22 protein-coding genes are annotated in these 23,718 nt (G+C 49.3%); 16 read left to right on the top strand and 6 right to left on the bottom strand.

Translation table 11 applies throughout. The annotated features are described in order from the left end of the window. Window positions 1-240: 240 nt before the first annotated feature. The 11 genes from JOY44_RS15490 to JOY44_RS15440 all read left to right on the top strand — a co-directional run bounded on the left by JOY44_RS15490 (window position 241) and on the right by JOY44_RS15440 (window position 8,826). Window positions 241-846 carry a DUF1517 domain-containing protein gene (locus JOY44_RS15490; RefSeq protein WP_171574555.1) on the top strand — a complete coding sequence of 202 codons (606 nt, stop codon included), beginning with the start codon at window positions 241-243 and terminating at the stop codon, window positions 844-846. Between the two features lie 68 nt (window positions 847-914). Further along, the gene (gene smpB / locus JOY44_RS15485; RefSeq protein ID WP_171574554.1) at window positions 915-1,382 is read left to right on the top strand and encodes an SsrA-binding protein SmpB; all 468 of its coding nucleotides are present in this window, start codon (window positions 915-917) and stop codon (window positions 1,380-1,382) included. 104 nt (window positions 1,383-1,486) lie between these two features. Further along, complete coding sequence (locus tag JOY44_RS15480; protein ID WP_171574553.1) at window positions 1,487-2,092, top strand: adenylate/guanylate cyclase domain-containing protein; 606 nt, start codon at window positions 1,487-1,489, stop codon at window positions 2,090-2,092. A gap of 108 nt (window positions 2,093-2,200) precedes the next feature. Next, window positions 2,201-2,536: a DUF760 domain-containing protein gene (locus tag JOY44_RS15475; RefSeq protein ID WP_171574552.1), complete on the top strand. Its 336-nt coding sequence runs from the start codon at window positions 2,201-2,203 to the stop codon at window positions 2,534-2,536. After that, window positions 2,493-3,680, top strand: a complete 1,188-nt coding sequence (gene mutY / locus JOY44_RS15470) for an A/G-specific adenine glycosylase (RefSeq protein WP_197985446.1) — start codon at window positions 2,493-2,495, stop codon at window positions 3,678-3,680. Before JOY44_RS15475 ends, mutY begins: the two co-directional genes overlap by 44 nt. Before the next feature lie 232 nt (window positions 3,681-3,912). Continuing rightward, window positions 3,913-5,187: a GTP cyclohydrolase II gene (locus JOY44_RS15465; protein ID WP_171574551.1), complete on the top strand. Its 1,275-nt coding sequence runs from the start codon at window positions 3,913-3,915 to the stop codon at window positions 5,185-5,187. Continuing rightward, window positions 5,187-6,467 (top strand): URC4/urg3 family protein, encoded by a 1,281-nt coding sequence (locus JOY44_RS15460; RefSeq protein ID WP_171574550.1) that lies wholly within the window; start codon window positions 5,187-5,189, stop codon window positions 6,465-6,467. The genes JOY44_RS15465 and JOY44_RS15460 overlap by 1 nt, the downstream gene beginning before the upstream one ends. Window positions 6,468-6,575: 108 nt before the next feature. Then, window positions 6,576-7,211 carry a uracil phosphoribosyltransferase gene (gene upp, locus JOY44_RS15455; RefSeq protein WP_171574549.1) on the top strand — a complete coding sequence of 212 codons (636 nt, stop codon included), beginning with the start codon at window positions 6,576-6,578 and terminating at the stop codon, window positions 7,209-7,211. Between the two features lie 65 nt (window positions 7,212-7,276). After that, window positions 7,277-7,795 carry an ureidoglycolate lyase gene (locus JOY44_RS15450; protein WP_171574548.1) on the top strand — a complete coding sequence of 173 codons (519 nt, stop codon included), beginning with the start codon at window positions 7,277-7,279 and terminating at the stop codon, window positions 7,793-7,795. Window positions 7,796-7,839: 44 nt separating this feature from the next. Continuing rightward, window positions 7,840-8,085, top strand: a complete 246-nt coding sequence (locus JOY44_RS15445; RefSeq protein WP_171574547.1) for a hypothetical protein — start codon at window positions 7,840-7,842, stop codon at window positions 8,083-8,085. A 108-nt stretch (window positions 8,086-8,193) separates the two neighbouring features. Then, window positions 8,194-8,826, top strand: coding sequence for a glutathione S-transferase family protein (locus tag JOY44_RS15440; RefSeq protein WP_171574546.1), 633 nt, complete (start codon window positions 8,194-8,196; stop codon window positions 8,824-8,826). 24 nt (window positions 8,827-8,850) lie between these two features. Here JOY44_RS15440 and JOY44_RS15435 read toward each other — a convergent pair whose 3' ends face one another. Then, window positions 8,851-9,774, bottom strand: coding sequence for a TIGR01777 family oxidoreductase (locus JOY44_RS15435; RefSeq protein ID WP_171574545.1), 924 nt, complete (start codon window positions 9,772-9,774; stop codon window positions 8,851-8,853). A 346-nt stretch (window positions 9,775-10,120) separates the two neighbouring features. Here JOY44_RS15435 and JOY44_RS15430 point away from each other — a divergent pair, with 346 nt between their 5' ends. Then, window positions 10,121-10,795 carry a dual specificity protein phosphatase family protein gene (locus JOY44_RS15430; protein ID WP_171574544.1) on the top strand — a complete coding sequence of 225 codons (675 nt, stop codon included), beginning with the start codon at window positions 10,121-10,123 and terminating at the stop codon, window positions 10,793-10,795. Between the two features lie 379 nt (window positions 10,796-11,174). On the opposite strand, the gene JOY44_RS15425 is transcribed toward JOY44_RS15430, so the two are convergent. Continuing rightward, the gene (locus JOY44_RS15425) at window positions 11,175-12,647 is read right to left on the bottom strand and encodes a leucyl aminopeptidase (RefSeq protein ID WP_171574543.1); all 1,473 of its coding nucleotides are present in this window, start codon (window positions 12,645-12,647) and stop codon (window positions 11,175-11,177) included. Window positions 12,648-12,817: 170 nt separating this feature from the next. Here JOY44_RS15425 and JOY44_RS15420 point away from each other — a divergent pair, with 170 nt between their 5' ends. Then, complete coding sequence (locus tag JOY44_RS15420; protein WP_171574542.1) at window positions 12,818-14,980, top strand: transglycosylase SLT domain-containing protein; 2,163 nt, start codon at window positions 12,818-12,820, stop codon at window positions 14,978-14,980. A gap of 448 nt (window positions 14,981-15,428) precedes the next feature. Beyond that, entirely contained in the window at window positions 15,429-16,784 is a 1,356-nt protein-coding gene (mgtE, locus tag JOY44_RS15415; RefSeq protein ID WP_171574541.1) for a magnesium transporter, read from the top strand. A 195-nt stretch (window positions 16,785-16,979) separates the two neighbouring features. Here mgtE and JOY44_RS15410 read toward each other — a convergent pair whose 3' ends face one another. Continuing rightward, window positions 16,980-17,234, bottom strand: a complete 255-nt coding sequence (locus tag JOY44_RS15410) for a hypothetical protein (RefSeq protein WP_171574540.1) — start codon at window positions 17,232-17,234, stop codon at window positions 16,980-16,982. A 240-nt stretch (window positions 17,235-17,474) separates the two neighbouring features. Here JOY44_RS15410 and uvrB point away from each other — a divergent pair, with 240 nt between their 5' ends. After that, complete coding sequence (gene uvrB / locus JOY44_RS15405; RefSeq protein WP_171574539.1) at window positions 17,475-19,475, top strand: excinuclease ABC subunit UvrB; 2,001 nt, start codon at window positions 17,475-17,477, stop codon at window positions 19,473-19,475. Window positions 19,476-19,549: 74 nt separating this feature from the next. Here the strand turns inward: uvrB and JOY44_RS15400 are convergent, their stop codons facing one another. After that, entirely contained in the window at window positions 19,550-20,851 is a 1,302-nt protein-coding gene (locus tag JOY44_RS15400; protein WP_171574538.1) for an FAD-dependent hydroxylase, read from the bottom strand. Between the two features lie 216 nt (window positions 20,852-21,067). Between JOY44_RS15400 and JOY44_RS15395 the strand changes: the two genes are divergently transcribed. Then, window positions 21,068-21,514: a hypothetical protein gene (locus JOY44_RS15395; RefSeq protein ID WP_171574537.1), complete on the top strand. Its 447-nt coding sequence runs from the start codon at window positions 21,068-21,070 to the stop codon at window positions 21,512-21,514. A gap of 119 nt (window positions 21,515-21,633) precedes the next feature. Here JOY44_RS15395 and groL read toward each other — a convergent pair whose 3' ends face one another. Both groL and groES read right to left on the bottom strand, forming a co-directional pair. After that, on the bottom strand, window positions 21,634-23,274 hold the full coding sequence (gene groL / locus JOY44_RS15390; protein ID WP_171574536.1) for a chaperonin GroEL: 1,641 nt from the start codon (window positions 23,272-23,274) through the stop codon (window positions 21,634-21,636). 108 nt (window positions 23,275-23,382) lie between these two features. After that, a complete protein-coding gene (gene groES, locus JOY44_RS15385; RefSeq protein WP_171574535.1) occupies window positions 23,383-23,694 on the bottom strand; it encodes a co-chaperone GroES in 312 nt (103 codons plus the stop codon). Between the last annotated feature and the right edge of the window lie 24 nt (window positions 23,695-23,718).

Raw genomic sequence — 23,718 nt, 5'->3', positions numbered from 1 at the left:
AAATTAAGACAGATTGCTTGAAGTAAAGGCCAGATTTTCAACCTCAGGTATTTTATGAAGTACCGAGCTATTGTGGAGTCCCCAGGTGCCCAGGATGTTTGACCTATGAAGAGCTGGACTGAACATACAGAAATAGCTCAAATTCAGGTCAAATTTAAATAGTTATTTGAACGAGTCAGCCCTCTAAATGGGCACATTAGCTAGGTATACGGGTACATATAGGAAGGTAGAAAGGGTGTTATGGTGCAGTTAGAGGGAGCCGATGGCGCAGAGTTAACCAACGAGGTTGTGACAGTTAGCCTATTGCAGGTAGCCCTACGGTCAGATGCGCGCAGACTTCAGGTGCTATTGAATGAATGGGGCGAAACCGCAGATACCGCAACTCCAGAAGGTTTATTTTCCCTGCTACAACAAGTCGCACAAGGGCTGTTGGATTACTCCCGATATTGGAGTCATGTATTAGCAAGCTCTAAAACAGTGAATGCCTACGAAGAAGCGGAAGAGGTTTTTAATGCTTGGTCTTTGCGAGAACGCAGTAAATTCAGCACAGAAACCTTGACCAATGTTGATGGAGTCATTACCAAGCGATCACCTGTTGCCCCCAGCGTTGATGACACTCCCGCTTATATCGTAGTGACGCTCATCTTGGGCACAGAAGGCGATCTTCCCCTATTTAGCGAAATTTATTCGGCTTCTGCCCTCCGAGATGTACTTGATAATATTCGGATGATGCAGCCGCTGTATCTGATTGTTTTTGAAATGCTATGGAGTCCTCAAGATCTTGACGACAGCCTCACCGAAGCCGAACGTGTTACCGAATATGGAGACATGTCAGAGATTGCTTAAACCGTAAGTAGCAAAGAAATAAAAGGATAAGAATTCATTAATTAAGCGTGCCAGCTTAAAATAAGAACATGAGTGATAAGGACGACAGCTACAAACTTATTAGCGATAACCGCTATGCCCGCTTTCAATTCGAGATTTTGGAAACCTACGAAGCTGGAATTCAGCTAGTTGGAACCGAAGTGAAATCAATTCGGGCAGGCAAGGTCAGTCTTAAGGATGGATTTGCCCTAATTCGTGATGGGGAAGCGTTTTTAATGAACGTCCACATTTCTCCCCACGACACAACCCGGCAAACTTATAACCATGATCCCCGCCGTAACCGTAAACTGCTGCTTCACCGAGATGAACTTCGGAGTCTGACTGGCAAGGTTGAACAGCAGGGTTTGACCTTAGTTCCCTTAAAGATGTATATGAAGCGTGGCTGGGTCAAGATCGTGATTGGGCTGGCACGCGGGAAGAAACTGCACGACAAGCGAGAAGACATCAAGCGGCGCGATGATCAGCGCGATATGCAAAGAGCAATGAAAACCCAGTAAAGAGCAATGCTGGGTGATTAGATGGGTGCAGGATTGGATAAGTGGATAGATAAATTGTTTGCTTTACTGCCGATAGCCTAATACCTCCTGTGCTCTGCCCTCTTATGACTGACAGTAACCATCTTCGATTGCACCAACTTCTGCAAGAGCGGATCGAGCATCCCGAGCGGGAGGAGGAGGTTGACAGACTGATTCATCAAATCTTTGATCAAGATTGTGCCATTTTGGTGCTAGATCTATCAGGTTTTTCGCGGCTGACGATTCGCCACGGCATTATTCACTTTTTGGCGATGGTGCATCGTATGACCGCGATCGCTGATCCAATTGTCACCCACCACAAAGGACAGGTGATTAAACAAGAGGCTGATAATTTGTTTGCAGTCTTTCCAGAGGTGACAATGGCAGTGAATGCAGCCATAGATATTTTGAAAGGTTTTGCCGCCGTGAATACTGGCTTACCGGATGATAAAGATCTTCATGCCAGCATCGGGATTGGCTATGGCACCACTCTCGTCATTGGCGACAGTGACCTTTACGGCAGTGAAATGAACCTGGCAAGCAAATTGGGTGAAGACATTGCTCGCCAAAATGAAATCTTGTTGACCGAAAATTCTTATAAGCAGCTATCTAATGCTTCTGCATTAACCTGGGAACCGCTAAGCTTTTCTATTTCTGGTCTAGAATTGGTCAGTTACGCCTTACGAAATTAGGCAGGATTTCCCCTATCCTTTGGTTCGGTTCTACTCACTGTGGTACAACTAACGCACTTGTTAGAGTGTTCTGTAGAAAGATAACGCAGCTTGATTGAGGTTTTGATTGTGAATAACCAAGAACGCTTGCCAGAATTTATTACTGACGATCTTGAGAAAGGAAATTCTTTATTGCAATATGTGCAGTCGATGCCTGCCGAAACGATTGCTCAGTTATCTCGACCTGCTTCTACAGAAGTGTTTCAGGTTGTAGAGCGAAATATTATCGGTCTGCTGGGTGGGCTTCCTAGCGACGGCTTCAACGTTCAGGTTTCCACAACCCGCGAAGATTTAGGACGTTTGCTAGCCTCAGCGGTAATGAGCGGCTATTTTCTTCGGAACGCTGAACAGCGAATGGCGTTTGAAAAGTCCTTTGCGATCGCATCAGATGCGGCAGCAGAATAAGCGGGCTTCTCTCAGCCAAACCGGAGTTAGTGAATTGACATCAACGGACTCGGTAAGCGATCGCTTGCCGAGTTCTGTCATTTCAGCTCTGCGCTCCACTTTGCTGAATTGGTACAGCGAGCAAGGGCGCGATTTGCCATGGCGACGCAGCCGTGATCCCTATGCCATATGGGTGTCAGAGATTATGTTGCAACAGACTCAGGTAAAAACAGTGATTCCCTATTACGATCGCTGGCTTACCCAGTTTCCCACCCTGCAAGCTCTGGCGTCTGCCGAGCAACAGCAGGTGTTGAAAGTCTGGCAGGGCTTAGGATACTACGCCCGTGCCCGTAACCTGCATCGCGCTGCCCAAGAAATTGTCAGCAAGCACAACGGTAATTTCCCCACGGATTTGAAAGCGGTAATCAGCTTGTCTGGGGTTGGACGCACCACAGCAGGTGGCATTTTGAGTGCCGCATTTGACCAGCCAACCTCCATCTTGGATGGTAATGTGAAGCGTGTACTAGCGCGACTGGTTGCCCTTGCGATTCCAACCAAAAGAGCGATCGCTCATCTCTGGCAATTGTCCGAAGTTCTGCTCGACCCAGCGCATCCCCGCGACTTTAATCAAGCATGGATGGATCTGGGCGCAACCGTTTGCTTACCGCGCAATCCTTTGTGCGATCGCTGTCCCTGGCAGACTTACTGCCGCGCTTACATTCAAGGCATTCAAACCGAACTACCTATGACCGAAACCCGTCCCCCGATTCCCCGCAAAATGATTGGTGTCGCCGTGATCTGGAACGATGCGGGACAGATCCTCATCGATCGCCGCAAGCCTGAAGGACTGCTGGGCGGCATGTGGGAGTTTCCCGGTGGAAAAGTGGAACCGGGCGAAACTATCCCAGCCTGTATCCAGCGTGAAATTCAAGAAGAATTGGGGATTGAGATTGAAGTCGGCGATCGCTTGATCGTGGTAGACCACACCTACAGCCATTTTCACGTTACCCTCAACGTGCATCACTGCAAGCATCTCAGCGGCGAACCTCAAGCGATCGAGTGCGACGAAATCCGCTGGGTCGAACTCACCGATCTAGACAGCTATCCATTTCCCAAAGCTAATCTGCAAATTATTGAAGCGCTTAAAAGAGGGAAGGAAAGCTGAGGGTTCAAGGGGAGAAGTAGAGGGATATAAAGGGTAAAACCCAAAACTCAAAACTTAGAACTCAAAACTCAAAACTCAAAATTTTCTCTTTGTCGTTTGCCCCTTGCTAGTTCTCGGCTTCTGCCCCCTGGATCACTCTCCTAGCAAACGTTTGCTGCTAGGATGAGAGGCTTAATTCATCTACGTCGATCGCATCTCCGTTCAATCTACTTTTCAGAAGCAGGGGGCATCTATGACGCTTGAAAAAAACGGCAATGGCACGACAAAATCGAAGCATATCGTGCTGACCTCTCATCCAACTCGGTTTGGACCAAAACCCATTCCGATTCATTGGGGAGCCACTGATCCGCTGGAGCGAGGCGCAATTGTGGGCACCCTGACCAGTTCTGCCAAACGGAATGTCATCGGTTCTCATTCTGGAGCCTATGGCATCTATCGGGCGCTGGCAGTGGCTAGTGGTCAGTTACAGGCAGATCACCGCGCCGACCTAACCAATACGGCTCCGGCTGCATTGATTGGACCTCACGCCGCCTGGTTTGATCCGCAAAAAATTGTTTCGCTTGATCCCTTTGGGGCAGTAGTAGGAGAACTATACGCCTCGCTATATGAGGCTGGATATGATATTCGCCCGACGATCGCTGTGACCCAAGCCCACATCAACATGCCCGAACTGGTAGAGGCGCTCGCCAAAGGGCGCTTGCAGGTAGACGGCAAAATTATGAAGCAGGGCGGCGATCTGGTGGTAACGAAGGCGGCGATCGAACCCGTGTGGTATTTACCCGGCATCGCTCAGCGGCTCGGCGTAACAGAATCTGATCTGCGGCGAGCATTGTTTGAACAAACGGGTGGCATGTTTCCAGAGTTAGTCACCCGCCCTGATTTACATGTGTTTTTGCCACCCATTGGCGGCGCAACGGTATATGTGGTGGGTGATCCTGCTGCGATTACCGATCCCAATAAGCCCCTGGCCGTGCGGGTTCACGATGAATGCAATGGCTCAGACGTATTTGGCTCGGATATTTGCACCTGTCGCCCTTATCTAGTTCACGGTATTGAAGCCTGTGTGCAGACTGCCCAAGAGGGTGGAGCCGGGGTGATTGTCTATTGGAGGAAGGAAGGACGGGCATTAGGCGAAGTCACCAAGTTTCTGGTGTATAACGCTCGAAAGCGGCAAGAGGGAGGCGATCGCGCCGATGCTTACTTTGCCCGTACCGAATGCGTAGCTGGCGTACAGGATATGCGCTTTCAAGAACTGATGCCCGATGTGTTGCACTGGCTAGGCATTACCCGCATTGATCGCTTCATTTCCATGAGCAATATGAAATACGATGCTGTGACTCAAGCGGGCATTGAAATCGTGGAGCGCGTACCGATTCCCCAAGACCTGATTCCTTTGGATGCTCAGGTGGAGATCGAAGCGAAGAAAGCCGCTGGCTACTATACCGATGGGGCAATTCTGTCAGCTTTGGGATTAGCAGGTGTAAAAGGACGGGATTTAGCTGAATAATGCTGAATGAATCTGCCGCCATGTTGACCGATCCGTTGGCTCAGGTCGCCTATCTACGATCGCCCCACACCATTCGAGAACGTTGCACTCAGCTCTTTGAGATGGCTTTGGGCGATCGCCTATCACACTTTCAGTGTGATCCAACCCGGTTAGAACCTACTGCCGACTATGTTCTACGCGTCATGCGACAGCACTATCCCGATTTGGATATTCCCTTTCATAGCCGCTGGCGACACTTTGAAGTAGGTAATCCAAGTCGATTGGCGCATCTAGAGCAATCGCTAATCGGGTTAACACCGATTGAAAAAGCTCGTGCCCAATTTGATCTGGCAATCGTCAGCGTCTTGCTGGATGCCGGAGCCGGAGCCGCATGGCATTACACCGAAACCAGCACCAGCCAAACTTTCGGCCGCTCTGAAGGGTTGGCGATCGCCAGCTTTTGGATGATGTGCCAGGGGATCTTCTCTAGCGATCGCGCTCATCCGCTTCAAGTAAATGCTGACGCTCTGCAAAAAATCACCGCAGAGTCTCTTGCTACTGGCTTTCAGGTGACGACTAAAAATCCACTTGTGGGACTATCCGGTCGGACCCAACTGTTGCAGCAACTCGGATACACCCTGCCCCGCTATCCCCACCTATTCGGCACCCAATCTCCTCGCCCCGGACTGTTAGTGGACTACCTGCTAACGCGATCGCGCAATGGCACTCTTGCTGCTGTACAAGTCTTGAGCGCAGTCTTGGAAGGGTTCAGTGACATCTGGTCAGGACGGCTCACCCTCGCCAATATCAACCTTGGCGACGTATGGACTCATTCTGCCCTAAACACCTCTTCACCCCAAGATCCTAGCTCCCAAACCCTATTTTCTTCGCTGATTCCCTTTCACAAACTTTCTCAATGGCTCACCTATTCCCTACTCGAACCGCTACAAGCGCTTGGCTTAGAAATTATTGGTCTGGATGAGCTAACTGGCTTGCCCGAATATCGCAATGGCGGTTTGTGCATCGACTTGGAACTCCTGCAAGTGAAAGATCCAGCCCTGTTGCAACAGCCGCAGCTTGTTAGTTCTGAGGCGATCGTGGAATGGCGCGCCCTCACCGTGATTTTGCTTGATCGCATTGCTGATACGATCCGCCAAAAGCTCGGCATGACAGCCATTGACCTTCCCCTGGTCAAGATTCTGCAAGGCGGCACTTGGACAGCCGGACGGCAAATCGCCGCAGAACTGCGACCCGGAGGCACTCCCCCCCTACAAATTGAAAGCGACGGCACGGTGTTTTAGGAGCGACAAGTGGCATTCGCATAACATCTCCGCAGGAATTGTGACGAATTCAACACTCAAAACTTTCCTGTTCATCCCTCCACCCTATACCTACTATTTCCGACTCACATGACTTCTAAAGTAACGGTAATTGACCATCCTTTAATTCAGCACAAACTGACGTTGATGCGGCGAGAGGAAACGAGTACGGCAAAATTTCGATCGCTGCTCACCGAAATTAGTATGTTGTTGGCGTATGAGGTGACGCGCGATTTGCCGCTGAAATATGAGATGATTCAAACCCCACTGGCAGAGATGAAAGCGCCAGTGCTGGCACCTGAAAAAAAGCTAGTAATTGTCTCGATTATGCGGGCAGGTCAAGGCATTTTGGATGGGATGTTGCAGTTGATGCCATCGGCACGGGTGGGGCATATTGGCTTATATCGTGATCCGCATACCTTGACTCCGGTGGAGTATTATTTCAAAGTGCCCCATGACATTGAAGAGCGGGACATGATGGTGGTAGATCCGATGGTTGCGACTGGAAATTCGGCGATCGCAGCGGTAGATCGGCTCAAAGAAACTAATCCTAAAACGCTAAAGCTAGTTTGTCTGTTAGCGGCCCCAGAAGGTATTGCCAATTTTCATGACCATCATCCCGATGTGTCCATCTACACGGCGGCTATCGATGAGCGTTTAGATGAGCATGGCTACATTATTCCAGGGTTAGGCGATGCCGGCGATCGCCTATTTGGCACAAAATGAATCTGCGGAAAAAAGGTGTTTGAGCGTGAATCCATTTCCATCCCGTCCCTCTTTGCACTCCGCTTATGGAAACTTACTTGCTGCTTAAATTACGATCTCAACTCATCACCCCAGAGGCGTTTCAACCTTTTGGACAAGTGATTTTTTCTGTTCAGGACGATCAGCCTTATGGCGATCGCGATGCCCAACTCCAGCTTCAGAATGGCATACCGCGTTTCTACATCATGCGTCAGCACAATCGGGGGCTTAAGTTTAACAGCATTACCAGGCATCAACGCTGCACTCAATGCCTGGGTTCGTTAGAAGGGAAAGAGTGGTTTATGGCAGTGGCACCACCTAGGGGCACGGTTGCTCCACAATGGGAGGATCTTACCGCTTTTCGCATTCCGGGCAATTGCTTTATTAAGCTGCATCTAGGCACTTGGCACGCGGGACCTTATTTTGAGCAATCAACTATCGATTTTTATAGTTTGGAGTTGAGCGACACCAATGAGGTAGATCACGAGAGCTGCAATCTATTGGAAACCTATGGAGTGGAGTTTGAGATTGTCCCCAATTCTATTCAGGGTGTGTTTGCTGAGTAAACCGCTGTAAGCTAAACGATCAGAGAGTTTTATACAGTAAACCCATGAAAGACAAACTGCTGGACTGGCTGAATCTGGCGTTGATGGCAGATTTATTTTTTGTGTTGTTCTGTTTTGTTTGGTTGGCGATCGCGGTTGTGGGTCGAACCAGTGGCGTTCCCCTCGGCTTGGATGTTTGGTATCAGCTGTGGCAACCTGTGGTGCAACCTGCACTCGGAATTTTGATGACCGGTGCGATCGTTAGCGGCATTTCAAGTTGGGTATCGAAAAAGTTGAATCGGGCTGAGTAAAGTCGGAGGAGTTTACAGCCGACTGAAGGTTGGGAACGCAACAGCGATCGCGCCAAAGAGTAGCGTATTCTGATGACTACCGTACTTTTGATTAGGCATCTATTACGCATGGCAAACCTTACTGTTTATGGAACGCCCGTCAGCACCTACGTTCGCACGGTCCGGCTATTGTTGGAAAGCATCGGCATAGACTATACCCTCAAGTCAGTCGATATCTTTAAGGGAGAAAGCCAATCAGCAGAGTACCTTGCCAAAAACCCCTTTGGTAAAATACCCACCCTGGATATTGATGGAGAATTACTATACGAAACGCCTGCCACTACCGAATATTTGAATACGGTTTTTGCTCATCACAAATTCAGCCCAACGGAGCCTATACTGCAAGCCCGAATGCGCCAGATTATGTCGATTATTGACAGCTATCTCTATCCTTCGGCGATTACCAGCATTGTGATTCAGCGCTTGATTGTACCCAGTCAGGGTGGCACCTCTGATGAAAACAAGGTAGCGAATGCGATCGCGCCCGCACAAACCGCAGCAGCGGCGATCGAATCGCTCACCATCGGGAGTCCATACCTGCTCGGCAGCACTCCGACCATTGCTGATTTCTACCTGATTCCTATCTTTACCTACCTTTCTAAAACGGCAGAGTTTAAAGCTATTACGGCTCAAACTCCTAAATTGTTGACCTGGTGGGCCGAGGTTAGCCAGCTTGAGATCGTTAAAAAAGTGTGTGGATAAAGTCCATCCAGTTGCCCTAACGCACTATTCCTCTGCTAGCACTTCTGCTACGGCAACTTTCAAATCAGAGTATTGGTACTGAAATCCACTAGTTTGGGTGCGTTTGGGTAACACTTGTTGCCCTTCCAGAACTACTACGGCTCCGTCGCCGAGCAGTGCCTCGATCGCAAACGCTGGCACGGGCAACCAGGATGGGCGATTCATTGCCTGCCCTAACGTGTTGCAAAATTCTGCCATGCGAACGGGGTTAGGAGCGGTGGCATTGAAGACACCCTCCATGCTGGGCTGAGTCAAGGCCTGCAAAATCAGATTGACTACGTCCTCGCGATGAATCCAGGAAAACCACTGTCTGCCTGTGCCAATCGGTCCACCTGCAAACAGTTTGAATGGGGTCAACATTTTGGCGATCGCGCCGCCCATACCTAATACAATCCCAAGGCGCAAAATGACTAGCCGCACGCCTGCATCCCTTACTTTTTGTGCTTCTGCTTCCCACACTTTGCAAACTTCTGCTAAAAAGTCGTTGCCTGCTGCATTTGTTTCATCAAAGGTTGTCGTCTCGCTAGTACCATAAAACCCAATTGCCGACGCGCTGACCAACACCTGCGGCTTAGGGGTAGCTTGGGCGATCGCCTCCACCAGTTTTTGCGTTCCCAATTGCCGACTTTCCACAATGCCTTGCTTATGGGTTGCCGTCCATCGTTCCGAAATCGGTTCTCCCGCCAGATTCACCACGCCATCGCAGCCCGACACCCCTTGCTGCCACTCACCTGATTGCAGCGGAGTGTACTCTACAACCTTCACTGCCGGAAAAGCTGACGCTGGAAACATCCGCGCCGCTCGATCCAGATTTCTCGCCAACACCAACACTTGATGCCCTTCCGCTTGCAGTCGCTCAACCAGACGGCTACCCACAAACCCCGTTGCCCCTGTCACTGCCACTCTCATGAAAACCTCTAAATCAATAGTTTAGTTGTTCGCTGTTGTTGGCTCATGTCATGTGCCTCCAACTCTCCCTTTGCCTCTCTCTCGTCCCTCAGTATAATCCTTCAAGGTTTTGTGCTTAATTTCAAAGAAAGTAAACTGCAAAGCAAGAAAGCACGGGCAATGACTAGGGCGATCAATGACCACCGCACACATCTAAAATAGGCGATCTTTCCGCCTATCTACTTGATTAGAGGTGTTGTACAGACATCTGCCTATTCACCCGTTTTGAAATGTTATACGAAAACTTTCGGCCTAATTAGTTGTACTGGTGAGCACGGCGTTTCGGCATTAGTCATAATTCAACGTAATGAAATATGCAGTTGTCTTCGTCCTTTTTGGCCTCATTTGCGCTTTTTATGCTGCAACGTTACCAGTACTTGCAGTCAGGATAATTGCTGCTTCATTCGCCATCGCATTTTCAGGTGTTGGCTTAGCTTACGCTTTCATCGGTCATCGTGCTTTCTTGAAAAATCCAAATGGAGAATTGAGTTTGTTGAGTTACGTTCTATATTGGCCGTATCACTTACTGAACTGGTTTAGCCTTCTTGGGTTTCGTCGCTTCGGAAAAGAAAACGCCTTCGATAAGATTGATGAGAATGTGTATTTGGGTTGTCGGTTGGGTGCCAGTGACAAACGCGATATTGAGAAGTTGGGTATCAAAAGCGTGCTGGATTTAACGTGTGAATTCAGCGAGACACCGGCACTTCGTCGGCTTTCGTATCGCTGCATTCCAATTCTCGATACGCGCGCTCCTTCTTTGGAATCGCTGAAATCTGGAGCCGAGTGGATACAAGAAGAATCTGCCAAAGGCCCGGTTTATGTTCATTGCGCGTTGGGGCATGGACGTAGCGCACGTTCGTTGCAGCGTATCTACTTTTATCAGGTAAAGCGCATACAGCGCAGGAGGCGATCGATAAAGTCAAAGTACTTCGTCCCAGAATTAGTTTGCATCCAGAGCAAGTTGCGCTGCTCAAACAAATGAGTGCTTAATGCTGACCAACGCCAGCAGAACAAGGCACTGCACCCGACCGCCTACAGCTTCGCTCGTCGTGCTCTTCGTTACGCTTTCGGCGGCGGGTGAACTTAATCGTTAGGTGCCATCAGCAGTGGTTTCGCGACACGAGTGACGAAGAGCCAAAACATTCTTGCCCCCAGTGGTAGATTCTGCGCCAAGGTAGCCAACCATCGCAGTTGGAGGAGGCAAATGAGCTCAGTTAGTCCAGGGTACGCTGTCTTGTACCGATGGCACCTACACGAGGGATGACAGCGAATAGAAGGGTCAAGGCATGGAGCCAGAGGAATTGGGCAATTGTGACGCAACCCGGTTTAGATAAAATCTAAACCGGATAACCAGGAAGAGATCAATTCAGCACCCAGTTGACCAGAGTACGAACGCCATAACCTGTTGCACCTACACCGTTATAGCCATTTTCCTTGTCTGCCCAAACGGGACCTGCTACATCTAAATGGGCCCAAGCAGTTTCTTTGATAAACTGCTTCAAAAACAATGCCGCAGTGATGGCTCCCCCCATGCGTGGACCTGTATTTTTCATATCGGCAACCACAGACTTTAGACCATCAAAGTATTTTTCTTCCATCGGCATCCGCCAAATTTTCTCTCCCGCGCCTTCAGACGCTTGAGCTATCTCAGCAGCCAGTGCATCATGGGGACTCCATAATCCAGCAATATCGTCACCCAAAGCGACCACGCAGGCTCCGGTAAGGGTGGCAAGATCGACGATCGCGTCTACTCCCAGCTTTTCGGCAAACACCAGCGCATCTGCCAGAGTCAGGCGACCTTCCGCATCGGTGTTATTGATCTCAATCGTCTTACCGTTGGAAGCTGTGAGAATATCACCGGGATGGATGGCATGACCGCTGATCATATTTTCTGTGGCAGCGCTGATGAAGTGAACTTCCACATCGGGTTTGAGCTGAGCGATCGCTTTGGCGGCCCCTAATGTGGCACCCGCTCCGCCCATGTCAGTTTTCATCATCTCAATCCCGCTGCCTGCCCCTTTAATGTTCAGTCCACCGGAGTCAAACGTTACCCCCTTACCAATAATTGCCACTTTGCGCCGGGGAGTGCCTTCTGGCTTATAGATCAGGTGAATAAACTTGGGTGGCAAATCGGATGCCTGAGCCACGCCTAAAAACGCACCCATGCCTAATGCTTCACACTCAGCTTGCTCTAAGATATGCACTTCCAGTCCGTATTCGTGGGCGATCGCCTTGGCGGTGTCTGCCAAGGTGACTGGCGTGACGAAGTTTGCCGGAGCCGCTACCAATTCTCGTGCCAAAAATACCCCAGAGACAATCTGACGGGCGCGGGCGATCGCGGATTCTTGCCCCGCTAAACCCAACAGATCGATTCGTTCGACTTTGGTAATTTTGTCATCAGGCTCTGACTTAAATCGCGTGTCTTGATAAAGAGCAAGTTCAGCTCCTTCGGCGATCGCCTGGGCAGTCGCCTCAGCATTGGCATCGCATATCGGAAAGCTAATCCCCAAAATTTTGCATTTCTCTTTTCGAGCCAGTTTTGCTGCCGTCGCCGCCGCCCGTCGCAACCCCTCTAGTTTTAGACTATCTGGCTTGCCCAAACCGACCAAAATAATCTTACGAATGCTGCTGCCACCGCCAATCCGTGTTGATGCACTGCTGCCCTCTTTGCCCTTAAAATCCACTTCGGCAATGAGTTCTTTCATAGTGCCAGATAGCTTGTCATCCAAGGCCGCCAGGTCACCCGCCAATTCTACCTGGTCTTCAAACAACCCCACTGCTAAGGCATCGCCCGACCATTCCACACAGGAAGTATTGATTGCTCGCAGATCCATTCAAACTGTCCTCTAAATTCCGATTAACTCAACTTATTTCCAGTATCGATCATAAAGATGGGGGACGCAGAATTGAAGCGTCCTAATCTTTCGGTCACTTTTTTATAGAAGTGCTAAAGTCGCTAAAGAATTGCTCGGTTAAAATTTTCCCCATTTCTGGTATAGCCCCCATGCAGAAGCGCGGAAGGAAACAAGTGTATCGGTTGGTTGGTGCAGGTTTGAGTGTTTTGATAATTGGAAGCGCTTTTGTGAAAGCGCTCTCTACTCGCCAAACCGAAGCCACGCAGTTTATGAGATCTGGTGCGGAACTGCAAGCGGCAGCCGTTCAGGTCCAGGATATCAATGTGCTGAAAGCCTTGTCGCCAGCCAAACGGACGGAAAAGCTGACCGCGATCGTTCAAGCCAAAAAGCCAATTGAAAGCAGCCGCGCTCGTTATTTGCTGGCAACTGACCTGTTGCAGCAAGGACAGGCAAAAAAGGCACTAGACCAACTGAAGGGGTTGGATGCTGACTATCCGGTGCTGGCACCCTACGTGTTGGTCAAGCAATCTCAAGCTTTAGAGCAAACTGGAGATGCGACAAAATCTCAAGCAACCTGGCAAGAGCTGCTCAAGCGCTATCCCAAAGATCCTGCGGCGGCTGAAGCGCTGTTTGCCTTAGGCAAGACAAATCCCCGGTATTGGGATCAGGCGATCGCTCAATTTCCTGCCCATCCTCGCACGGTAGAAATCTCTCAGCAGCGTCTCCAGAAAAATCCGAATCAACTAGATTCGCTGCGGGTGATTGCCCGACATGGGCTGTATTTAGAAAAATATTCATCTTATTTGGATCATCTGGTCGAGAAATACAGCAACCAGCTAAAACCTGAAGATTGGGGCGCGATCGCCTTTGGCTATTGGGAAAAGCAACAATACGGCAAAGCGGGAACTGCCTACGCGAAAGCCTCGCTCACGGCACGCAATGCCTATCGCACAGCGAGAGGGTTGCAACTTGGCGAAACTGGCGGAGCTACTGATGCCTACATCCGCACGGTGAATACCTTTCCCACGGCTCCTGAGGCAGGACTGGCCCTGCTCCGACTGTCGAAGATTGTGCAGCCGGAACAGGCGATCGCTTACTTAGATCAGGCGATCGCTCGTTTTCCAGATCGGGCTGGCGAAGCATTGCTACAAAAGTCTAAAGTTCTAGATGAACTGAACAGCAAAGAATCTGCTGCTCAAACGCGGCAATATCTCCTCAATCAATATGGAAAATCGGATGCAGCCGCAGAATTGCGCTGGCAGCTTGCCGCCGAACAGGCAAAAGCTGGAGATACCCAAACCGCCTGGAAATGGGCAGCTCCCATCGTTACCCAAAATCCTGATAGCGAGTTTGCCCCAGAAGCAGCTTTTTGGGTAGGCAAATGGGCGACCCAATTGGGCAAATCCAAAGAAGCGAAAGAAACCTTTGAGTTCGTGCTAGCAAAATATCCTCAGTCCTACTACGCTTGGCGATCGGCTGATATGTTGGGCTGGAACGTGGGCGACTTCTCTTCGGTTCGCGATCTAAAGCCTGCGGTTGCCCGTCCCACCGCTCGTCCACCCTTGCCGATTGGTTCGGATACCTTACGGGAGCTTTACCAACTGGGGCAAGATCAAGATGCCTGGAAACTATGGCAAGTGGAATTTCAAAATGCCGCAACGCCCACCGTGGCAGAACAATTTACTGATGGCGTGATGCGGCTTGGCATTGGCGATCACCTGGATGGCATTTTTATGGTGTCCCACTTGAGCCAACGCGAAACTGCTGAAGAACTCCAGCAATACAAGGCTTTAAAGCAACAAATGGGTTATTGGTATGCACTATATCCATTTCCTTACCTGCAACCAATTGAAGCGTGGTCGCAAGACCGCCAGCTAAATCCGCTACTAGTCACTGCCCTGATTCGCCAAGAATCTCGCTTCATGTCCAATATCACCTCTTCAGCAGGTGCCAAGGGATTGATGCAGGTAATGCCCGAAACAGGAGCCTGGATTGCCAAACAAATTAAGCTCAAGGAATATCAACTGGCAGAACCGGACGACAACATTAAGCTCGGCACCTGGTATTTGGATTACACCCACGATGAGTATGCCAATAACTCAATGCTGGCAGTCGCAAGTTACAACGCAGGTCCCGGTGCTGTGGGCGGTTGGATTGCTAAAAAAGGATTGGGCGACCCCGATCAGTTTGTGGAATCTATTCCTTACGACGAAACTCGCGGCTATGTGAAGTCGGTTTTTGAAAATTACTGGAACTACTTGCGACTGTACAATCCTGAAATCGCTCAAAAGCTTGCCCAAAATCCGTCTTAGAGTTAAATGAGCAATGCTGTGAGCCTGTTAGCAGAGCGATCGCAAAAACTAAAAATTTGCTAGTTGTTGGAAATCCCTAGATCCTATAGCTCAACTATTGGGACAGCATCAACTCGCAGATTTCTTCCTTCTAAGTAACTGGCTAGAAAATTTCAGTTCGATTGGTCACGAGCCGATTATTCAGACTGAGTTGATCCCTGTTCTAGGGTTTAACTGCCAATTCTAAGCGCCTCTGATGTTTAGGGACTCTTTTCAAGAGAGATCTACTGCCTTTGGCATGGTGAAACTAGGGGTTTAAGAGGTAGCATAAGATTAGCGATGTTTACCAAAAACATCGATGTTGAGTTCTGAATTATTCATGGACAGTAGTCCATTCCCACACAGTATTATCCTCCTCTAGCCTGGTGAGTCTTAATCTCCCAGCGCGGGGGAGATTGAGGAGAACACCATGCTTACTCAGGAAGGGCGTACTTCCCTGTCGGAAACTTCCGATTGGAATCGGCTAAAGTTTGAGCTAAACCAATTACCTGCAATTGACGTAGGCGATTTCATTGTTGACCTGCCCCAAGAACGCCGCGCGATCGCCTTTCGTTTGCTCAATAAAGACCAGGCGACCGATGTTTTTGAATATTTGCCGCCTGAAGTGCGGGAAGAACTCGTTGGAGCCTTGCATGACATCCAGGTGTGCCAAATTATTGAAGCAATGCGCCCGGACGATCGCGCCGAATTGTTTGACGAACTGCCTGCTGGAGTGGTGCGGCGGCTGATTCAAAACCTTAGCCCTATAGAGCGGCAAGCAACAGCAACAATCTTGGGCTATGCCGAAGGCACCACAGGTCGGCTGATGACAACCGAGTATGTGCGTTTGCAGCAAGGGCTAAGCGTCGCAGAAGCTCTCAGCAAAATTCGGTTAGATGACCGTGACAAAGAAACGATTTACTATGCCTATGTCACCGACAAAAACCGTAAGTTAGTACAGGTGGTATCGTTGCGGCAACTGCTGTTTTCTTTACCGGACGCATTGATTGGCGATATTGCCAGCGATCGCGTGATTAAAGTTCACACCGAAACGCCCCAAGAAGAAGCAGCGCAACTGATGAAGCGCTATGACCTATTGGCGGCTCCTGTAGTAGACCGAGAAGAGCGGTTAGTAGGCATCATCACCATTGATGACATGGTGGATGTATTGGAAGAAGAAGCTACGGAAGACATGCAGAAGCTCGCGGGCGGGGGTGGCGATGAGTCTTCTTTAGCCTCTCCTTCTATCACGATTCGCAAACGCCTCCCGTGGCTGATGATTAACATTGTGCTGTATGTCTTTGCTGCCAGTGCGATCGCGCCCTTTCAACAAGTGATTTCAGTGGTTCCGGTGTTGTCAGTCGTCATGCCGATTTTGGCAAACAGTAGCGGCAATGTGGGCTTTCAAACCCTGTCTGTGACGGTTCGAGGGCTTGGGGTTGGAGAAATTACTCCCAGCGATACTCTCGCTATTCTGCGGAAAGAACTCTTAGCCGGATTAGGAACTGCCCTTGCTCTGGGAGCGATGATGATGATGATATCTCTCATCTGGACACGAAATCATGAGCAGTGGGTTTCCGTCGTAGCGGGATTGGTCATGGCAATAAACACTCTGGTTGCAGTGGCTTTAGGTGCCCTTTTGCCTATGGGCATGAAACGCATCAAGCTTGATCCGGCATTAGTCAGCGGTCCGTTAGTCACCACCACACTCGACACGATTGGCTTTATTCTCTTTTTATCTCTCATCACTTTCAGCATCAATATACTCAAATTGCCCGTGACTTGACGGATTTTCGTAGCCCGTCAAGTCACGGGCACAACTGTCCCTATTTTGTTTCAAACCTGCAGTCAACAGCATCCATCGATGACTGGTGATCTTGAGTCACTTGCGTAGCATAGGGTACAGCGAAATTGGCGATCGCGCCTTTCGCACTTTTCATCGCCAATTTCAGTAACAGCCACAAAAATCTGAAAAGCTCAATTAAAGCTGCCCAGCAGAATCAGGAGCCACAATTTCGCCCTCCACTTCCACAAGGCTTGAATCATCTTTAGTCAGATCGGTCAATTCATTAAACTGCACTCCCATGTGTTCACAAGCCTGTTTTACAGCTTGCTTGAAGCGGTTTAAATCATTCCCATACCCACATAACTCCGCAGCAGTTTCGCTTCCTTGCTTTGCATTTGCACGGGCGCAATCAACCAACTCAGTGCCTTCAAGTGGCGTTTTTGCAGACATATTTATCTCCCAAGTGCACGAATCATTCGACCAGTTTTACTCAATTTGAGCGACTAAACCAATCACTCTATAGGTAGAAAATTCGGCTTTCTGCAAGGCATGGGGACTCTGGAAAACTTAGAAATCGCTACACTGGGGAAGCGTGTCAGGGGGCAGGAATTTAGGTTTCAGGGGTCAAAGAAAACAACTCCAAACTCCGCACACCGTACTCTCAACTTCGTACCCCACATTTTTTGAAACATGGCGCAGTTCGACATTCAGGCACCATTTGAACCAGCCGGTGATCAGCCTAAAGCGATCGCCCAAATTCTTGAATCTATTAATGATGGCAACCGCTACACCACTTTGCTGGGTGCAACTGGCACCGGCAAAACCCACACAATGGCGCGGGTGATTGACACGCTGGGTAGACCAACCCTGGTTTTGGCACACAACAAAACCCTGGCAGCGCAGTTATGCAATGAGTTGCGCGAATTTTTCCCCGATAACGCCGTCGAGTATTTCATCAGCTATTACGATTATTACCAGCCTGAAGCCTATATTCCCGTTAGCGATACCTACATTGCCAAAACCTCATCGATTAACGAAGAAATCGACATGTTGCGGCACTCGGCAACGCGATCGCTGTTTGAGCGACGAGATGTGATCGTGGTTGCATCGATTAGCTGTATTTATGGCTTGGGTATTCCCTCAGAATATTTGAAGGCAGCAATTCCCCTGCGAGTTGGCGAAGAAATCAACTTGCGCGGCGCAATTCGTGACTTAATCTCTGTGCAATATACCCGCAATGATTTGGAGTTGGGACGCGGTCGGTTTCGGATCAAGGGCGACGTGCTGGAGATTGGTCCCGCTTACGAAGATCGAATCATTCGGGTCGAGTTTTTTGGCGACGAGATCGAAGCAATCCGCTATATCGATCCCGTGACGGGCACCACCTTGCAAAGCATGAAAGGGGTAAATATTTACCCCGCTCGTCACTTTGTCACCCCAGAAGATCGGCTGAAAGAAGCTTGTGATGACATTGAAAAAGAACTGCGCGATCGCCTGCTGTTTTTGGAAACCCACGGCAAACTGTTAGAGGCACAGCGGCTTGAACAGCGCACCCGCTACGACCTGGAAATTTTGCGAGAAGTGGGCTTTTGCAACGGCGTAGAAAACTATTCGCGCCACCTCGCCGGACGAGAAGCCGGAGCCGCTCCCGAATGTTTGCTCGACTATTTTCCCAAGGATTGGCTGTTAGTGATTGATGAATCCCACGTCACCATTCCTCAACTACGCGCCATGTATAACGGTGACCAATCCCGCAAAGGGGTGCTGATTGAACACGGGTTTCGCTTGCCTAGTGCCGCCGATAACCGCCCCCTCAAAGCTGAAGAATTTTGGGATAAGGTGAGCCAATGCGTGTTTGTCTCTGCCACACCGGGCGAGTGGGAACTAGAAATCTCTGAAGACCACGTTGTCGATCAAATCATTCGTCCAACCGGAGTACTCGATCCAGAAATCTTTGTGCGACCGACTCAAGGGCAGGTGGATGATCTGTTTGGCGAAATCCAGGAGCGGGTGCCCAAAAACGAGCGGGTTTTAGTGACGACCTTGACCAAGCGAATGGCGGAAGATCTCACGGAATATTTTCAAGAACGGGGCATTCGAGTGCGCTATTTGCATTCAGAAATTAACTCAATTGAGCGGATTGAAATTTTGCAAGGGCTGAGGGAAGGGGATTTTGATGTGCTGATCGGGGTGAACTTGCTCAGAGAAGGGCTTGATTTGCCGGAGGTTTCCCTAGTTGCCATTTTGGATGCCGATAAGGAAGGCTATCTGCGGGCAGAGCGATCGCTGATTCAAACCATCGGACGAGCGGCGCGTCATGTGGATGGCAAGGCAATCTTGTATGGCGACAACATGACCAAGAGCATGGAAAAAGCTATCTCTGAAACGGAACGCCGCCGTGCTGTTCAAGCCCAGTACAACGAAGATCACGGCATTACGCCTTATTCCATCATCAAACGCCAAAATAATTCCATCCTCAAGTTTTTGGATGTGTCTCGTCGCCTCAAGGCAAATGAACTGGAAGAGGTTTACACCCACGCCAGCGAGATTCCGATGGAGAATATCCCGGATATCATCGTCCAAATGGAAGCCCAGATGAAGGAATCGGCAAAAAAGCTGGAGTTTGAAAAAGCCGCCGAATTCCGCGACAAAATCAAACACTTGCGAGATAAATTGCTGGGGCGCAAGTAAGGGCGAGCGCATTCAGCAACTTACTCGACCCACTCAAACAGCGTCCGATCCAACAGCGTGAAGGTGATGGGTCATCATCTATTTTGTTGATTTTTTGCAAGTTCAGGCGATCGCCCCAGCAATCCTGTCATCAACTTGAGTGCAATTACCTTGATCGGCTGTACAGATTGTAGAACCCACAGTCCCGCTCGACGAAGGATTACTAATGGAAATAGATTGTTGGAAAACAGGCGATCGAGGACATCGGTGAAACCCAAAATCGTTAGATTTTCTAAAAACCGCCAGCGATCGTACTGACGCAGCACTGGCAACAGCCCTAGATCTTGCCCCTTTTGAGCGGCTACCTGTAACACCTGTGCCAGAGCCGCCGCATCGCGAATGCCCAGGTTTACGCCTTGCCCACCAACGGGATGGCAACAATGAGCAGCATCCCCAATCAGCGCTAAGCGGTGTAGCGTGTAGGAGCGGCTGTGCATCAAATGAACCGGAAACAAGTAACGTTGCCCCATGAGTGTAAGTTCACCCATCTGATCGCCATAGCGTTGTTTAAGTCGTGCTAAAAAATCTTGATCATTAAGCGCTAAGATTTCTTTTGCTTCTTCCTTGGGAGCCGTCCAAACAATGCGACAGAGATTGTTTGGCAAAGGCAAAATCGCGAAAGGTCCACCTTCCCAAAACCGCTCATAGGCAATGTTGTGATGAGGTTTTTCAGGTTGAATGAAGGCTACCACACAGGATTGCCAATATTGCCAGCCCTCAGCACGGATGCCTGCATGCTGACGAATGGGCGATCGTGCCCCATCTGCCGCCACTAAAAGCTGAGCCGAAAGACACCTGTTTTCGCCCTTCTGCACCAATTCCAGTTCTACCTGGTCGGTGTTGTAATGAGCTTGCACGACCTCAGCCGGGCACAGATAGGTCACGTTAGAACAGTGGTGTAAAAAATCTCGTAACGCTTCAAGCACCACAGCATGATCGGCAACATAACCCAATACGGTCGTTTTCAAATCTTCTGGCAGAAACTGCACAATAGTGGGGTGATCAGCATCCGAAAGACGGATCTGCTGAATGGGGTTTACCTGATGCTGCATCTGCGCCCATGCACCAATTCCCTCGAAAATGTGGCTAGACATCAAGTTGATGTGATAAGCCTGCCCTCGGCTCACGGCTGCTGAATCTGTCTTTGCTTCAATCACCGCTATCCGCAAACCCGATTCTTTTAGCGCACAGGCAAAAGTTAGCCCTACAATGCCGCCACCCACGATCGCCACATCATAATCCAGCTTCTTAGATTGCTCACTAGCCGTTTGATGAACTGTTTGCCCAGAATAATTTTGCTTTAAAGCAGGGAAAGTCGAATAAGAATCAAACACCATATCTAAACAAACGTATCGTTATTTGAAGATCTGTTTACACCCATTGTCACCTCTAATTCTCAGTGGATGCAAGCGATCTCCGCCAAAATTCAATCTATCAAACTGGTGAATTTCTCTAGAAGCCTGTGATCGATCAAGTTCTATCTATAGAACGATTCAACCACTTGAATAAATAAAGTAAAACTAGAGTGCCAAATTTAACGGAGATTACATTTTATGCAATTGAATCTATTAACAAAACAGTTGTCCTCGGCAGCACGTTGGATTACTACCACTGTTCTATGTGTATCCGCGATCGCCTTTATTTGGCAGGGTGCCTTTTCTTCAAATATGACTGCGATGGCCAATCCTAATACAAGTTTGATTGCAGCAATGGATGCGGGCGACAAGGTTCAGGAGAAAGCTAGCAAAGACGCTGGGCGCGCTAAGGGCTTTATTGAAGATACCAAAGATAAAGTTAAGCAAACCGCTAAGAACAACGCTGCAAAGGTTGATCGAGCAACTGACGCTAATGACAATGTTTTTGAGCGCAAGGCCAAAAAAGATGCGAGTTTCATCGAGAAAAGAGCCGAGGAAGATGCAGATCGGACTCAGAAAGCAGTAGACAACACTAAGAATGCTGTTGAGCGTACTGTTGATAGCATTAAGGATGCTTTCAACTAACGATTGATTGAGTCAACATAGCAAAATAAAAGCGATCGCTCTTGCAAAAGAGCGATCGCTTTTTAGTTATTTATTTTCAGGAGAGAAAGAATATTAAACTCCTAACTTCTTATCCCTTCTTAGTAGTCGAAGTCGCCGCCGCCCATGCCGCCGCCACCGCCAGCAGGTGCGCCATCTTTAGGTTCGGGCTTGTCAACCACGATGCATTCAGTGGTCAACACCATGCCAGCAATGGAAGCCGCGTTTTGCAGAGCAGAACGGGTTACCTTAGCAGGGTCAACAATTCCCGCCTCCAGCATGTCCACAAACTCATTGGTTGCTGCATTAAAGCCAACGTTGAAAGACTTCTCTTTCACACGTTCTGCAATCACCGCACCATTTTGACCCGCATTTTCAGCAATTCGCTTCAGAGGCGCTGCCAATGCACGAGAGACAATCAGCGCACCCGTCAGTTCTTCACCAACGAGAGTGTCGTTTGCCCAGGTTTCCAACTCAGGACTCAGGTGTGCCAGAGTGGTGCCGCCACCAGGAACGATACCTTCTTCCACAGCCGCTTTGGTTGCGTTGATAGCATCTTCTAACCGCAGTTTGCGGTCTTTCATTTCGGTTTCGGTTGCTGCGCCAACCTTGATCACCGCAACGCCACCCGCCAATTTAGCCAAGCGCTCTTGCAGCTTTTCTTTGTCGTAAGAAGAATCAGTTTCTTCCATTTGACGACGGATTTGCTCAACACGAGCCTTGACTGCACCATCATTGCCTTCTGCCACGATGGTAGTGTTGTCTTTGGTGATGGTGATGCGGCGAGCTTTACCTAAGCTATCTAGCTTCACAGCATCCAACTTCAGACCTGCATCTTCGGTAATCACTTGACCACCAGTTAGCACGGCGATGTCTTCCAACATTGATTTGCGGCGATCGCCAAAGCCAGGAGCTTTAACCGCAGCCACATTCAGCACACCGCGCAAACGGTTGACTACCAAGGTTGCAAGCGCTTCTTTCTCGATATCTTCGGCGATGATCACCAAGGGACGACCTGAACGCGCCACTTGCTCTAGCACAGGCACCAAGTCTTGCACCAAAGCAATCTTCTTGTCGGTCAACAGGATGAAAGGCTCTTCCATCACTGCTTCCATCCGTTCCATGTCGGTGGCGAAGTAAGGAGAAATATAGCCTTTGTCAAAGCGCATCCCTTCGGTAACTTCCAGTTCAGTTACCATAGATTTGCCTTCTTCCAAGGAAATCACGCCTTCTTTGCCCACTTTATCCATGGCGTTCGCAATCATGGCACCGACTTCTTCGTCGTTTCCGGCGGAGATGGCACCGACCTGTGCGATCGACTTAGAATCTTCAACTGGACGAGCGTGTTCAGCAATCTTGTCTACCAAGAAACCAGTTGCTTTATCGATCCCGCGTTTGAGGGCGATCGCGTTGGCACCTGCTGCCACGTTCCGCAGACCTTCTTTTACCATCGCGTGAGCCAAAACTGTTGCGGTTGTAGTGCCATCACCGGCTGCATCATTGGTTTTGGAAGCAGCTTGACGAATCAACGCCACGCCTGTGTTCTCAACGTGATCTTCTAACTCAATTTCCTTGGCGATGGTGACACCATCGTTAACAATTTGGGGTGCGCCAAACTTCTTCTCTAGAACGACGTTGCGACCTTTGGGACCCAAAGTAACTGCCACAGCCTCAGCCAAAATATCCATACCGCGCTCTAGAGCACGACGAGCGTTTTCGTTGTAAATAATGCGCTTAGCCATAAGTCTTTGTTGCCTTTTCTTTGGATAGTAGAAATTTTGTAGAAGGAAACAGCGGTAGAGAATAGGAGGGAAAAATTGATCCCAGTCCCAATTCCTACTTTCTAATTCCTAGTCGACGATCGCCAAAATGTCTTTCTCAGACAGCAAGACGTACTCTTCGGTACCCAACTTGATGTCAGTGCCGGCATATTTCGAGTAAAGAACCTTGTCACCGATTTTCACTTCGGGTTCTTGGCGCGAACCATCTTCACTGCGCTTACCAGGACCCACAGCCGCAATTTCGCCCACTTGTGGCTTCTCTTTCGCGGTATCTGGCAATAAGATGCCGCCAGCAGTTTTCTCTTCAGAAGGGCTGACCTTTACAAAAACGCGATCGCTCAAAGGTTTAACAGTAGAGACGCTCAACGATACAGATGCCATATGCAATGCTCCAAACTAGCGGGT

The sequence above is a fragment of the Leptolyngbya sp. Cla-17 genome, from assembly GCF_016807185.1.
GTDB lineage: Bacteria > Cyanobacteriota > Cyanobacteriia > Leptolyngbyales > Leptolyngbyaceae > ULC077BIN1.
This window is presented reverse-complemented; position numbering and strand designations above follow the sequence as displayed.